Source organism: Caballeronia terrestris (assembly GCF_001544515.1).
GTDB lineage: Bacteria > Pseudomonadota > Gammaproteobacteria > Burkholderiales > Burkholderiaceae > Caballeronia > Caballeronia terrestris.
In genome coordinates this window covers 1-13,227 of the sequence record NZ_FCOL02000015.1, presented here as the reverse complement: position 1 = coordinate 13,227, position 13,227 = coordinate 1, and the positions used below count along the sequence as shown (strand labels likewise).

The 13,227-nt window shown below is 62.9% G+C and carries 11 protein-coding genes and 1 pseudogene; 10 read left to right on the top strand and 2 right to left on the bottom strand.

Annotated elements, in window-relative coordinates:
* The first annotated feature begins 242 nt into the window (after window positions 1-242).
* The 3 genes from AWB67_RS14705 to AWB67_RS14695 all read left to right on the top strand — a co-directional run bounded on the left by AWB67_RS14705 (window position 243) and on the right by AWB67_RS14695 (window position 3,811).
* A complete protein-coding gene (locus tag AWB67_RS14705) occupies window positions 243-1,361 on the top strand; it encodes a catalase family peroxidase (protein WP_235025165.1) in 1,119 nt (372 codons plus the stop codon).
* Window positions 1,358-1,909: a cytochrome b gene (locus AWB67_RS14700; RefSeq protein ID WP_087656990.1), complete on the top strand. Its 552-nt coding sequence runs from the start codon at window positions 1,358-1,360 to the stop codon at window positions 1,907-1,909. Before AWB67_RS14705 ends, AWB67_RS14700 begins: the two co-directional genes overlap by 4 nt.
* 213 nt (window positions 1,910-2,122) lie before the next feature.
* Window positions 2,123-3,811: a hypothetical protein gene (locus AWB67_RS14695; RefSeq protein WP_143328407.1), complete on the top strand. Its 1,689-nt coding sequence runs from the start codon at window positions 2,123-2,125 to the stop codon at window positions 3,809-3,811.
* 28 nt (window positions 3,812-3,839) lie between these two features.
* On the opposite strand, the gene AWB67_RS14690 is transcribed toward AWB67_RS14695, so the two are convergent.
* Window positions 3,840-4,550, bottom strand: coding sequence for an SDR family NAD(P)-dependent oxidoreductase (locus AWB67_RS14690; protein WP_087656988.1), 711 nt, complete (start codon window positions 4,548-4,550; stop codon window positions 3,840-3,842).
* A 171-nt stretch (window positions 4,551-4,721) separates the two neighbouring features.
* Between AWB67_RS14690 and AWB67_RS14685 the strand changes: the two genes are divergently transcribed.
* Window positions 4,722-5,690 (top strand): LysR family transcriptional regulator, encoded by a 969-nt coding sequence (locus AWB67_RS14685; RefSeq protein WP_087657106.1) that lies wholly within the window; start codon window positions 4,722-4,724, stop codon window positions 5,688-5,690.
* Window positions 5,691-5,696: 6 nt separating this feature from the next.
* Here AWB67_RS14685 and AWB67_RS14680 read toward each other — a convergent pair whose 3' ends face one another.
* On the bottom strand, window positions 5,697-6,848 hold the full coding sequence (locus tag AWB67_RS14680; RefSeq protein ID WP_087656987.1) for a YbfB/YjiJ family MFS transporter: 1,152 nt from the start codon (window positions 6,846-6,848) through the stop codon (window positions 5,697-5,699).
* Between the two features lie 572 nt (window positions 6,849-7,420).
* Between AWB67_RS14680 and AWB67_RS14675 the strand changes: the two genes are divergently transcribed.
* The 6 genes and pseudogenes from AWB67_RS14675 to AWB67_RS14650 form a co-directional block, all read left to right on the top strand.
* Window positions 7,421-9,742 carry a DUF3141 domain-containing protein gene (locus AWB67_RS14675; protein WP_087656986.1) on the top strand — a complete coding sequence of 774 codons (2,322 nt, stop codon included), beginning with the start codon at window positions 7,421-7,423 and terminating at the stop codon, window positions 9,740-9,742.
* Window positions 9,743-9,787: 45 nt separating this feature from the next.
* Window positions 9,788-10,726: a phosphate acetyltransferase gene (locus tag AWB67_RS14670; RefSeq protein ID WP_087656985.1), complete on the top strand. Its 939-nt coding sequence runs from the start codon at window positions 9,788-9,790 to the stop codon at window positions 10,724-10,726.
* 4 nt (window positions 10,727-10,730) lie between these two features.
* Window positions 10,731-11,909, top strand: coding sequence for an acetate/propionate family kinase (locus AWB67_RS14665; protein ID WP_087656984.1), 1,179 nt, complete (start codon window positions 10,731-10,733; stop codon window positions 11,907-11,909).
* A 25-nt stretch (window positions 11,910-11,934) separates the two neighbouring features.
* A complete protein-coding gene (gene fabI / locus AWB67_RS14660; RefSeq protein WP_087656983.1) occupies window positions 11,935-12,717 on the top strand; it encodes an enoyl-ACP reductase FabI in 783 nt (260 codons plus the stop codon).
* Window positions 12,718-12,759: 42 nt separating this feature from the next.
* Complete coding sequence (locus AWB67_RS14655) at window positions 12,760-13,017, top strand: RNA recognition motif domain-containing protein (protein ID WP_087656982.1); 258 nt, start codon at window positions 12,760-12,762, stop codon at window positions 13,015-13,017.
* 18 nt (window positions 13,018-13,035) lie between these two features.
* A pseudogene (locus AWB67_RS14650) lies at window positions 13,036-13,227 on the top strand (hypothetical protein); the annotation flags it as partial.

Here is a 13,227-nt window from a genome sequence, read left to right as displayed (position 1 = left end):
TGCTGCGCGCACGCATTTTTCGGCGGCAGTATCATCGGCGTCGTTGCCGTTCATTCGCCATCGTGCATTCCGGCAAATCTCCGTTCGATCGGAATAACGGCCGCATGCGATTCGTTGATACTGGTTCAACGCACGATCCGCTCTCCATCGTGCGCTAAGAGGCGCAACGCAGCATCGCCAGGTCACGCGACTGGCACCACGCGCCGCACTCAGCAACCTCGACGTGTACGAAGGAGCAAAAAGTGCCAGACAATGTGCGCGATTCGACTGGCGCCCCGCGAAAGCTGGGCGCCGGCGCAGTGGTGGTGAGGCTCGGCGTGATCGGCGGCGCGGTGTTCTGCGTGGCAGCGGCGTTCGCGTATGCGGGCGGCTGGCTCTCCCCGGGGCGCCTTACGCAGACGAAGATCGTCACGGCCTTCGAGCAGGCGAACGGCCCTCATCCCGGTTTCCGTCGCAATCACGCGAAGGGGGTGTGCGCGACGGGGTGGCTAGACAGCAACGGGCAGGCGGCCACGCTCTCGAAGGCGGCGCTCTTTGCGCCCGGCAAGGTGCCGGTCGTCGCGCGCATCGCGTATGCGGGCGGGCTGCCGTTCATCCCCGACGAGCCCGCCACGGTGCGCAGTCTCGCGTTGCGCTTTCTTTCCCCGAACGGTGAGGAATGGCGCACCGGGATGATCAATATCCCCGTCTTCCCGGTGATGACCGCGCAGGCGTTCTACGACCAACTGGTCGCATCGAAGCCGGACCCCGCGACCGGCAAGCCCGATCCCGCAAAAATGGACGCGTTCGCCAGCGTCCATCCAGAGTTCGTCGCAGCGATCAAGCTCATCAAGGCGCGCCAGGTGTCGTCCGGATTCGCCGATGCCACCTACAACGCGCTGAACACGTTCCGCTTCGTCAACGCGGAGGGCGTATCGACGCCGGTGCGCTGGTCCGCCGTGCCGCTGCAGCCGTTCGCGCCAGCAGCAGCCGGTGGCGCAACGGCCGACAAGAACGCGATGTTCGATGCCCTCATCGCCGAGGTGGCGAAGCATCCGGTGCAGTGGCGGCTGATGATCACGGTGGGTCAGGAGGGCGACCCGACTGCGGACCCTACGCGGCCATGGCCCGCCGATCGCAAGCAGATCGACGCGGGCACGGTGACGATCGACAAGCTTTCGAGCGAAGACGACGGCCCTTGCGTCGACGTGAATTACGACCCGATGGTCCTGCCCTCCGGCATCACCGCATCGGACGATCCGATCCCGAGTGCGCGTTCAGCGGCCTACGCGCGTTCGTTCACGTTGCGCGAAGGCGAGCGCAAAGAGAAACCACCCAGTGCGGTCACGCCGCAGGAAGTCAGCGCGGGAGGCAAGTCATGAGCACGAGCACTGCAAGCACACGTTTCGCCGCGTCGTCGCGCTTACTTCACTGGCTGATGGCCGTGTTGATCCTCGCCATGCTGTTCATCGGCGTGGGGATGGCGGCGTCCGCATCGCCTCGCTATGCGACGCTGGTGTCGATCCACAAGCCGATCGGCATCGCGATATTGATCCTCGTTGCGATCCGCCTCGTGAACCGCTTGTTCAACCCGCCACCGCCGCTTCCCGCGGACATGCCGGCCATTCAGCGCTTTGCAGCGCATGCATCGCATTGGGTGCTCTATGCGTTGATGTTCCTGCTGCCGCTGATCGGATGGGGGATGCTATCGGCGGGCGGTTACCCGATCGTTCTGTTCGGACCGCTGCAACTGCCGCCGATATTGGCGCAGAACGCCATCGTCTACGCGACGCTGCGTCAACTGCATACGATCCTCGCGTACCTGTTGTTCGCGACGTTCCTCGTGCACTTCGCGGCGGCTCTGTTTCATGGGTTGATCCGACGCGATGGCGTACTCGAAAGCATGCTGCCGGGACGCTCGGGGAAGTAGCGAGGCTTCTCAAGGGCCGCTTACTTCGGCCCTTGAGAACGTAAGCGTGCTCTTTCGCTCAGCCAATGACTTGACAGTGAGATATTAAGCGTTAATGCTGCGCGGGGTGATTGCATTTACCCATCGCGCAGAACGATCGTGCAGATGAGGCGCGTCGCGGCGCAATTGATTCGCTTTCCAGACGTACGACTCAACGACCTTGGAATCGAACTCATGATCACGACGCGCAAACTCGTCGATCGCTTGATTACGCTAGCCGATATAGCTGCGGTTATCGGCCTCGTGGCCGTATTTGCGGGGAGCGTCGGGCTGATTCTGACGAAACCGCCGGTCGTATGGGTCGACGTCGTGTATGACGACGCGTATTACTATCTGGGCGTCGCGCGCAATGTCGTTGAAAGCGGAGTGAGTTCGTTTCTGCCGCCCTTCAAGACGAATGGATACCAGCCGTTGTGGCTCGCGCTGATATCGGCATCGGCTTATCTGTTTGGTACGTCCGTCACGTCGATGGCCGCGCAGGTTTGCACGTTGTCGTTCCTCTTCATCTTCTTCTTTCTATTGATTTCGAAGCTCCGCTACGGCGTGATTTTCCCGGCTGCGTCGTGCATCGGTTATCTTCCTTTTGTGATGGCGCATAGCATGGAAACCGCCATGCTTCCGCCGCTTTTCATTCTCTTTCTGAGCCGCGGCACGTGGAAATGGCGCGGCGTATTCGGCGCGCTGCTGTTCCTTACGCGACTCGATGCACTGAGCCTGATCATTGCAAAAGACATCGTCGATCTCGTTCGGTACAGGAAGGCCGATTTCAGGAAATACGCGATCATTGTTCCCGTAATCGCAATTTACGCGTGGATCAACTACAGCCAGTTCCATAGTATTTTCCCCGTATCCGGTCTCGCGAAATCGATCGGCAACGTGAAGGGCCAGAACGTCGCAGTGGCGGTGTTTCATCTCACCGCCATGTTCTTCGCGATAGCGATCGCGGCGGGCATCGCGATCTACGCTGCCGTGACTAAGCGCCGTCCGCGCTTTCAATTTCCCGACGAACTCGCGACGTGTTTTATCGCGCTCGTGATGTGCGTCGTGTATTACCTCGTCAATTCGGGCTGGCCGGTCTGGCCTTGGTACTACTGGCCAGAATTCCTGCTGACCTACTATCTGATTCTCGAAGCCGTGGGGATGATCAGGGCGCATTCATCGACGCTGCAAACAAGGCGTTGGTATGCGTTGGCGCTGCTCGTCGTTGCGCTGTTCGCGCTCGTGCGTCCGGCTTTGAGCTTCCCGCTTTACCGAATGAATTTTCTCAGGCTTTCATATGCCGACCGGGGCGCGAAATACGATGCCTACGGCGCCGAGAATGTCAGGCTGGTGCAATACCTGCATAACAAGGGCATCGCGCCGGGCACCTTCTTCGCGATGGGAGATCGCGGAGGATCGTTCGGCTTTTTCCTTGGCAACGAATACCGTTTCCTGCACACCGAGGGGCTCGTCGGTTCGTATGGCTACTACAAGGCCTTGCGTGCGGATGAAGGGCGCGAGTATGTCGATGGTCTCGGCCTCGACTACCTTGTTGTAGACCGGCAGAAGTACCTGAACGAAGGCAATGTGATCGGCGTCATCGAACCGGTCATGCCGCTCTCGGCGAGATCGGGGGTCTACCTTCTATGTTTCGATAAAAGCGCGGTCCGGTTCACGCAGGAATATCGTTCGCAGACGCGCTACCTGCTCGATTACAAGAAGCGCGTCGCGTGTCCCGCTGGTATGACGAATCAATTTACTGCGCTGAAGAATCACTACGGTGCGGTCGTCCGATACACGTTCCCCGTGGAGTTGAAAAACCGTCACGATCTGATGTATCGGTTGCTGGGCTTGCCGTACTGCACGACGCGCAGAGATTGCTGATCGAGTTACTGCGCTTTCAACCGCCTCTTCAATGCCCCGCGCTTTGCCCGCCGTCCACGTGGAGAATTTCCCCCGTCACGAACGGAGCCGAGTCGAGATACAGGACCGCGTTCACGATGTCGCTCATCTCGCCCATATGTCCGACCGGATGAAGCGCGTCGAGCGCCGCATGCGTTTCGACCGCGTGCATCGGCGATTTGATGATCCCCGGCGACACCGCATTCGCGCGAATACCGGCCTTCGCGTACTCGATGGCCAACGACTTGGTGGCCGAGTTGAGACCGCCCTTCGTCAGCGAGGCCAGCACGGAGGGCACGCCGGTGACCGCGTGATCGACGAGGCTCGTCGTGATCTGCACGACGTGGCCGCTCGAACGCTTCTCCATCTCCGCGATGGCGAGCTGCGTGATGTGGAAGAAGCCGTTCATGTTCACGTTCAGCACCGCGGCGTAGTCTTCCTCGGTGTAGTGCGTGAATGGCTTCGCGATGAAGATGCCCGCATTGTTGACCAGCGTGTCGATGTGTCCGAAGCGTGCGATGCCTTCGGCGATTACGCGCTTCGCCACTGCCCGGTCGCCGATGTCGCCGGCTACCGTGACCACGTTCGGATCGTCAACCGGCTTGATCGAACGGGCGGTCGCGATCACACCGTAACCGTGTTCCCGGAACGCCTTGACCAGTTCACCGCCGATGCCTTGCGATGCGCCCGTTACCACGACGACTTTTTGCGTATTGCTCATGATGAACCTCGAATGTAAGTTGGTTTGTTGCGGATCGGGCCCGCGGCCTCGATGGGTTCCAATTTAGACTTGTCGAAGCGGGTTGCGTACACACGCCGTGGACTAACAGTATTGAGCGGCGGTAACAAATCGATCTGCACGATCGTTTCAATTTCGATACGCTTTCGCATCATGGACACCATTCGCTACATGAAGATTTTCATCGAGGTGGCGGAGTCGGGAAGCTTTACGGCCGCCGCCAGCCAGCTCGACACCACCACGGGCTACGTCTCGCGTTGCCTTTCCGAACTGGAGACGCATCTGCGCACGCGGCTTCTCAACCGCACGACGCGGCGTGTCGCGCTGACCGAAGCCGGAGAGCGTTACCTCAACCGATGCCGCGCGATCGTCGCATCCGTGGAGGAGGCCGAGGCCGAAGCGTCCGATGCCCACGCGAACCCCGTCGGCACGCTGCGCGTGCACGCGATGTCGAGCATCGGGCAGAACTATGTGGTGCCGGCGATCGCCGCGTATCAGGCGCGCTATTCGTCGGTGACGGTGGATCTGACGCTATCGCAGAACGTGCCCGATCTGCTGGAGGAGGGATACGACGTCGCGGTGCGCGTGTCGCCCGATGCGCTACCCGATTCGAACTATATTTCGCACAAGCTCGGCTCGGTGCATAGCGTGCTGTGCGCGGCGCCGTCGTATCTGGAGGCGCACGGTACACCCGAGACCGTCGAGGCGCTGGCGGAGCACGTATGCCTACAAGTCGCGATGCCCATGTTTCCGTCGAGGAGCTGGCTCCTTTTCGGGCCGGAGGGCGCGCGCGAAGTGCATCTGCCAATGGCGCGCTTTCGCGTCAACGTGCCGGATGCGATGGCCGTCGCGCTTCAGGAAGGGATGGGCATCGGCGCGCTGCCGACGCTCACGATCCGGTCGCTCTTTCGCAACGGCTCGCTCGTGAGAGTGCTGCCCGGCTACTATCTGCAACCGCTCAATATCTACTCGATGTACGCGTCGCGCCAGTTCCTCGATGCGAAGATCAAGACGTGGATCGAGTTCCTGCGCGAATGGATCGCTGAAGAGCTCAGCGTCGACAACGTCATGCTCGAAGGCAAAGACGCTGCGGCGCCGTTGAAGCCTGCCCCGGATGCGTGAGAGGGATCATCGCGCGCACGCAATCGCCGCGAGCACGAGCGCCACGCCTGCCGCTGCGAGCGGCTGATCGAACGAATGCGTGTGCGCAAACAGGCTGTTCGCAACGAGCGGCCCGACGATCTGCCCGATGCCATACGCCGCCGTCATCACGGCGATGAGGTTGAAGCGAACCGTCGACGCGACACGTCTTGCCGCCGGCATCGCGATCGTCACCGTTCCCACGAACGTGCCGCCGACGAGGATCGCGCTGCCGAGAAACGCGATGGCGCTCGCGTCGAATGCTGGCAAGATCACGCCGATCGCCTGCACCAGCAGGTTCGCCGCGAGCGCGGCGCGGCTGCCGAGCTTTTGGTGCAGCCAGTGCCACAGGAAGCACGACGGCGCCGCGCCGAGCCCGAACGCCGCCCACACGTGCACCGGATTCGTATTCGCGAGCGCTTCCTTCACGAGCAACGGCAGATAGGTCGCGGTGACGATATAGCCGAATCCCGCGAGGCCGTAGATCAGCACGAGGCTGCGCGCACTGAGGATCGATTGCTGTTGCGTGCCTGCGTCAGCCGGTGCTTCACTGGCTTCGCTCGTGATCTGGCGCGAGAGCGTCGGCCCGGCGACGACGCACAGTATCAACGCGACTGCCGCGAGCAGTGCCCACAAGCCCGCGCCGTTCAAGCCGACGCGCCCGCCGAACGCGATGATCTCCGCCGATGTCACGATGCCCACGCCGACGCCCGCATACAGCACGGGCGCGCCCTGGTGATATCCGATCACATGAAAGAGCCAGATCGAAGCAGCCACCAGCGCGACGGCGCTCAACGCACCCGCGACGAAACGCACGCCGATGATGTAAGCCGTGCCGAAATGCAACGACATTGCCGCGAGGCAGACGATGGTTCCGATCATCGCGAACTGGGCGAGCCGCGCTGCGTGTCTGTTGTCGAACCGCGCGACGAGGATCGCGCCGAGCAGATAGCCCGCATAGTTCGCCGATGCAGCGAGCGATCCACCCGCGACGCTGATCGCGCCTTCCCTGACCATCAGCGGATACATGCCGGTGAAGGCGAAACGTCCGAAACCCATGCCCACTGCGAGAACGAGCGCGCCCGCGAGGGTCGCCAGAAGCGGCGCGTTCGTGTTTGATCGTGCGATTGTCTTGTCCATTGGACGTTCCTCCTTTGTGTCCGTAACCATGTGGATCATTATTCATGCGCAATCGGCGGGAACAATGCCCGGGCGGTGAAAGGACTGTTTACCGGAGGGCGCCGGGGTTCCCGCGTGCGGACAGAACGGAGTTTCAACGCGGAGGAACAAGTGCTGTTCGGTGACGGAATATATTCAAGCAATCACCATGCACAAAGGACAACCTCGCTTGATTGCCCCGGTCGAATGGTATAGAACTGACGATGCGGTCATCAAAACCTCGACACGAAGCCGAATCGTGTACCGATGCACCCACCGTCTTCCGGCCGCGACTGGAAGCGCTGATCTGTATCAAGTCGTCGAGACGCTCTTCAGGCATAGTTTCCGCCTGCATATCGAAACATCGAAACATCGAAACGGGTTTCGCCGAACACGCGGTAGCTTAAGAACGGGTCGCGAAGCCGCAGGGCACGGGGGCGCCATGAGTGACGCACCGTTTCCCCTTGGCGGGTCCGACTTCCGAGGACAGCGCGAACCCGATGGGCGCCCGTGCCGTCCGGTTTGCAGCACTTGCCGATATCGAGGCTCACGCCATGGATGCCAGCACGCCGCTCGCCCGCAGTCACGAGATCAGCAGGAAGGTCGCGCTCGTGTTCCAGAAGCGCATGGAGAATGCGCAGAACCACTTCCGGGAGCGACTCGCCGATACCGCTGGCCATGACGCAACACGCGGCGTCCTGGCGCTTTCCCCCGCATCGTTCGATCCGTTGTCGGGTTACCGGTACGCACTCGACGCGATGCAGCGCTCGATCCTCTTCTGGGACACGCTGCGCGAACGCGGCACCGCCTTCGTCGAGCAATCGACGAGCGGACTCAAGCCGGCTCTTCATTTCGAATACGACACGATCCTCGACGGCCGCACCTTCGCGCGCCCCGTCAACTACGCGCTGCTCAAGATCAAGCCGCCGCCCGGCGTGACGATCTCCGACGAGCGCCGCCCCTATCTGATCATCGATCCGCGCGCCGGCCACGGACCGGGCATCGGCGGCTTCAAGGACGATTCGCAGGTCGGCGTCGCGATGCGGGCGGGGCATCCTGTCTATTTCGTCGTGTTCTATCGCGATCCCGAGCCGGGCCAGACGCTCCTCGACGTATGCGCCGCCGAAGAGGAATTCGTGCGGAAGGTGCGCGCGCTGCATCCCGAAAGCCCGCGGCCCGCGATCATCGGCAATTGCCAGGGCGGCTGGGCCGCGATGATGCTCGCCGCATCGAACCCCGACGACACCGGGCCGATCGTCATCAACGGCGCGCCGATGTCGTACTGGAGCGGCGCCTGGAGCGAAGGCGAGGGCGACAACCCGATGCGCTACTCGGGCGGTATGCTGGGCGGAACATGGCTCGCGTCGCTCACGGCCGACCTCGGCAACGGCAAGTTCGACGGCGCGCATCTGGTGCAGAACTTCGAGAACCTGAACCCGGCCAACAGCTTCTGGGACAAGTACTACCACCTGTACGCGAACATCGATACCGAGCCGCCGCGCTTTCTCGATTTCGAGCGCTGGTGGGGCGGCTATTATCTGATGAACCGCGAGGAGATCGAGTGGATCACGCGCAATCTGTTCGTCGGCAACAAGCTCTGGTCCGGCGACGTGAAAGACCCGGCGGGCAAGGGCTTCGATCTGCGCAACATCAAGTCGCCGATCGTCCTGTTCGCTTCGATGGGCGACAACATCACACCGCCGCAACAGGCGTTCAACTGGGTGGCCGATCTCTACGGCAGCACGGAGGAAATCAAGGCGCGCGGGCAGGTGATCATCGGGCTTCTGCATAAAAGCATCGGGCATCTGGGGATCTTCGTGTCGGGCAAGGTCGCGCAGCGCGAGCACACGCAGATCGTCTCGGTGCTGAAGACGATCGAGTCGCTGCCGCCCGGCCTCTATGCGATGCAGATCACGGAGCGCAAGAACGAGCGCGGGGAGACCGAATGCGAAGTCGATTTCCATGAGCATCGTCTGGAGGAGATCGTCGAGCGGCTGAATCGTTTCGAGCGCGTCGACGAGAAGCCGTTCAAGGCCGTGGCCGAAGTGTCGGACTTCAACCAGCGCGCGTACGAACTCTTCATACAGCCGTTCGTGCAGGCGACATCGAACGACTTCACGGCGCGGCTATCGCGCGCATTCCATCCGTTGCGCTTCCAACGCTGGGCGTTCTCCGACATGAACCCGTGGCTCGCGTGGCTCGGCCCTGCGGCTGCGTCGATCAAGGCGGCGCGAAAGGACCCCGTGGACTCGGGGCCGTATCGCGATGCCGAGAAGGCGGGGTCCGAACTCGTCAGCGCGTCGCTGGATTTCTATCGGGCGATGCGCGACGCGAGCACCGAAGCGGCGTTTTTCATGTGCTACGGCAATATGGCTGCAAAGGATCGCGCAGGCGACCCACCCGCGCCCGCTGCGGCGGACGTCGTATCGGACCCGCGCGAGTTGCCGTTCGTGAAGGAAGCGCTCGATGCGATATCGGAAGGCGGCTACGCGGAAGCGTTCGCACGCATGGCGTTCCTGCTTAAACGCCACGGCGAGCCGATTCCGCTCGCGCGCCTCGTGTTGCAGCAGGAACTCGCGAACGATTACGCGGAGTTCCTGCCGAACCTGCAGCCGGACCAGTGGCGGCGCATCCGCGGCGAGCAGGAGATCATCGCGCGTTACGAACCGGAGCAGGCGCTCGTTACGCTGCCGAAACTGCTGGCGGACCGCATCGAAAGGAAGCGCATTCTGACGCTGCTCGACAGGCTCGTTGCCGACGAGCGCGTGCAGCGCGGCCAGCCGACCGACGAACAGCGCGCGATGCTCGAACGGATTCGCACCGTGCTGCTCGGCAAGGCCGCACGCGAGCCGCGCGCGGCGACGCTCGCGCGATAAAATGCTGCCATCATCACGTTATCTCACCTCTCCCAGGAATCCGCCGTGGAACGTGAACACGCGAAGTACAAGAAGCTCATCGAGTTTTGCAGATCGCTCGAACCCGTACCGACCGCGGTCGCGCATCCGTGCGATCAGAGCTCGCTCGAAGGCGCGATCCAGGCGGCGCAGAACGGACTGATCGCGCCGATCCTCGTCGGGCCGCGCACGCGCATCGAGGCCGTGGCGGCGGAGCACGGCATCGATATCGCAGGCTATCCAATCGTCGATGTGCCCTTTAGCCAGGCTGCTGCGGCGGCGGCCGTGCAACTCGTGCGCGAAGGCAAGGCCGAGGCGCTGATGAAAGGCAGCCTGCATACCGACGAACTGATGGGCGCGGTCGTGCGCCGCGAGACGGGGCTGCGCACGGCGCGGCGCGTGAGCCACTGCTTCGTGATGGACGTGCCCGGCTACGAGAACGCGCTGATCATCACGGACGCCGCCGTCAACATCGCGCCGACGCTCGAGGAGAAAGTCGACATCCTGCAGAACGCGATCGATCTTGGGCACGCGCTGAACTTCCAGGAGGTGCGCGTCGCGATTCTCTCGGCGATGGAGACGGTCAATCCGAAGGTGCCGTCCACCATCGAAGCCGCCGCGCTCTGCAAGATGGTGGATCGTCATCAGGTGACCGGCGCGCTGGTGGACGGACCGCTCGCGCTCGATAACGCCATCGATCCCGAAGCGGCCCGCATCAAGCAGATCGATTCGCCGGTCGCCGGGCGAGCGAACGTGCTGCTCGTGCCGGACCTCGAAGCCGGCAACATGCTCGCGAAGAGCCTGTCGTTTCTTGCGGGCGCGGATGCGGCAGGCATCGTGCTCGGCGCGCGCGTGCCAATCATCCTGACAAGCCGTGCCGATTCGCTGATGACGCGGCTCGCTTCCTGCGCGGTGGCGGTGCTCGTCGCGAAGGCTCGCCGCGAAAGCGGCAAGGCGCTGGGGTGAGCTCATGACCGACGCCATTCTGGTACTCAACGCGGGGTCGTCGAGCATCAAGTTCCGCGTGTTCGCGATGAAGGGCGCGGCGCCCGAACTCGTCATGCGCGGGCAGGCGGAAGGGCTGCATACGGCGCCCGCCTTCCACGGGTTCGACAGCGCGGGCAAGCAAATCGGCGAACAAACGTGGGAGAAGGGCGCCGCGATCGGGCATGAAGGTGCGATTGCGTGCATTGGCGACTTTCTGCGCGGCCATCACGAAGGCTACGAACTGATCGCGGTCGGGCATCGCGTCGTGCATGGCGGCGAGGTGTTCACGCAGCCCGTGCTCGCCACGCCCGAGGTGCTTGCGAAGCTCGACGAACTCGTGCCGCTCGCGCCGCTGCATCAGCCGCACAACCTGGAGCCGGTGCGGATCATCGCGAGGCGTCGTCCGGAATTGCCGCAGGTCCTGTGCTTCGATACCGCGTTTCATCGTGCGCAGCCGGAAGTGGCGCAAGCGTTCGCGCTGCCGAAGAAGATCACCTCGCGCGGTGTGCGGCGTTACGGCTTTCACGGCTTGTCGTATGAATACATCGCGAGCGTGCTGCCCGAATTCGCGCCCAGCGCCGCGACGGGGCGCACGGTCGTCGCGCATCTCGGCAACGGCGCGAGCATGTGCGCGATGGCGGCGGGCAAGAGCGTCGCGAGCACGATGGGCTTCACAGCCGTCGATGGCCTGCCGATGGGCACGCGTTGCGGCAGCCTCGATCCCGGCGTGATCCTCTATCTGATCGATCAGATGGGCATGGACGCGCGCGCGATCGAGAACCTGATCTACAAGGAGTCGGGGCTGCTCGGCGTCTCGGCGGTGTCGAGCGACATGCGTGAACTGCTCGCGAGCGACGATCCTCGCGCACGTTTCGCGGTGGAGTTGTTCGCTTACCGCATCGGTCGCGAACTCGGCTCGCTTGCGGCGGCGCTTGGCGGCATCGATGCACTCGTGTTCACCGCGGGCATCGGCGAGCACGCGCCGGCGGTCCGAGAGCGCGTGTGCAAGAGCGCGGCGTGGCTCGGCATCGAACTGGATGCGGAGGCGAACGCGCGCGGCGGGCCGTGTATCAGCACGGCATCGAGCGAGGTGTCGGCGTGGGTGATCCCGACCGACGAAGAGCTCATGATCGCGCGCCAGACGCAGGCGACGATCGGCTGAATCCGACATCGACAAGGAGCCTCACATGACCGTGGAAATTCCTCGCCCGATCCTGAATGACAAGAAAGCGCTCGTCACGGGAATCGCGAACGAGCACTCGATTGCCTACGGGTGCGCGAAGGCATTTCGCGAGTTGGGTGCGGATCTGGCGATCACCTACGTGAACGAGAAGGCGAAGACCTACGTCGAGCCGCTCGCGCGCGAACTGGAAGCGCCGATCCTGATGCCGCTCGACGTCTCGCAGCCGTCCGATCTCGACGCGCTCTTCGCGCGGATACGCGAGGAATGGGGCAGGCTCGACATCCTCGTCCATTCCATCGCGTGGGCGCCGAAGGAGGACCTGCAAGGCGGTCTGCTCGATAGTTCGGCCGAAGGCTTCGCGAAGGCGATGGACATCTCCTGCCATTCGCTCGTGCGAATGGCGCGGCTCGCGGCGCCGCTCATGACGGACGGCGGCACCATCCTCACGATGAGCTACTACGGCGCGAACAAGGTGGTGCCGAACTACAACCTGATGGGACCGGTGAAGGCGGCGCTCGAAGCATGCGCCCGCTATCTCGCTTACGAGCTCGGATCGAAGGGCATCCGCGTGCATGCGATCTCGCCGGGACCGCTCAAAACGCGGGCCGCGTCGGGCCTGAAGGATTTCGATTTGCTGCTCAACGAAGCCGCACAGCGGGCGCCGCTCGGCGAGCTGGTCGACATCATGGACGTCGGCTTTACGTGTGCGTTCCTTGCGACGCCTTACGCGCGGCGTCTGTCGGGGGAAACACTGTACGTCGATGGCGGGGTGCACATCATGGCCTGACGGCCGTGTTGCAACGTCGATAAAAGAGGGAGGGGTTTGATCATGGCCGAGCTTTGGATAGGCAATGTGGCGGACGATACAAGCGACGAAGAGATCAAGGAATTCCTGATCCGCTACGGCTTTCCTGCATACGACGAGATTCAGCGCGTCCCGGGTGCCGGTTCGAGGCCCGCGGTGCTGCTGACTTTCAACAATGTCGAGCCGCATTCGCTGCGCAGTCTCGAAGGGCGGATTCACAACCTGTTCTGGAAGAACCGCACGATCAACGTCAACGTGGTGCCGCCGCGCGAAGAAGAGTAGAGGCGGCAGGAGAACGACGTGGGCATTCTGAGCTGGCTTGTCGGCGGCAAGCGCGAAAGCGACGCTCACGCGGATGCGCGCGTGACGGACGCGCTCGCACGCATCGTGCGGCTCGATCCGCAGCTTCGGCTCCTCGACAAGCACGAAGCGCGCATGGCTCAGGCGCTTGCTACTTGCATCGGCTATGTCGATGGCCTCGTCGGCGGGTTG

Coding starts and splice junctions, on each gene's coding strand:
- AWB67_RS14700 (WP_087656990.1), top strand. CDS start 1,358: ATGAGCACGAGCACTGCAAGCACACGTTTCGCCGCGTCGTCGCGCTTA.
- AWB67_RS14695 (WP_143328407.1), top strand. CDS start 2,123: ATGATCACGACGCGCAAACTCGTCGATCGCTTGATTACGCTAGCCGAT.
- AWB67_RS14690 (WP_087656988.1), bottom strand. CDS start 4,550: ATGAGCAATACGCAAAAAGTCGTCGTGGTAACGGGCGCATCGCAAGGC.
- AWB67_RS14685 (WP_087657106.1), top strand. CDS start 4,722: ATGGACACCATTCGCTACATGAAGATTTTCATCGAGGTGGCGGAGTCG.
- AWB67_RS14680 (WP_087656987.1), bottom strand. CDS start 6,848: ATGGACAAGACAATCGCACGATCAAACACGAACGCGCCGCTTCTGGCG.
- AWB67_RS14675 (WP_087656986.1), top strand. CDS start 7,421: ATGGATGCCAGCACGCCGCTCGCCCGCAGTCACGAGATCAGCAGGAAG.
- AWB67_RS14665 (WP_087656984.1), top strand. CDS start 10,731: ATGACCGACGCCATTCTGGTACTCAACGCGGGGTCGTCGAGCATCAAG.
- fabI (WP_087656983.1), top strand. CDS start 11,935: ATGACCGTGGAAATTCCTCGCCCGATCCTGAATGACAAGAAAGCGCTC.
- AWB67_RS14655 (WP_087656982.1), top strand. CDS start 12,760: ATGGCCGAGCTTTGGATAGGCAATGTGGCGGACGATACAAGCGACGAA.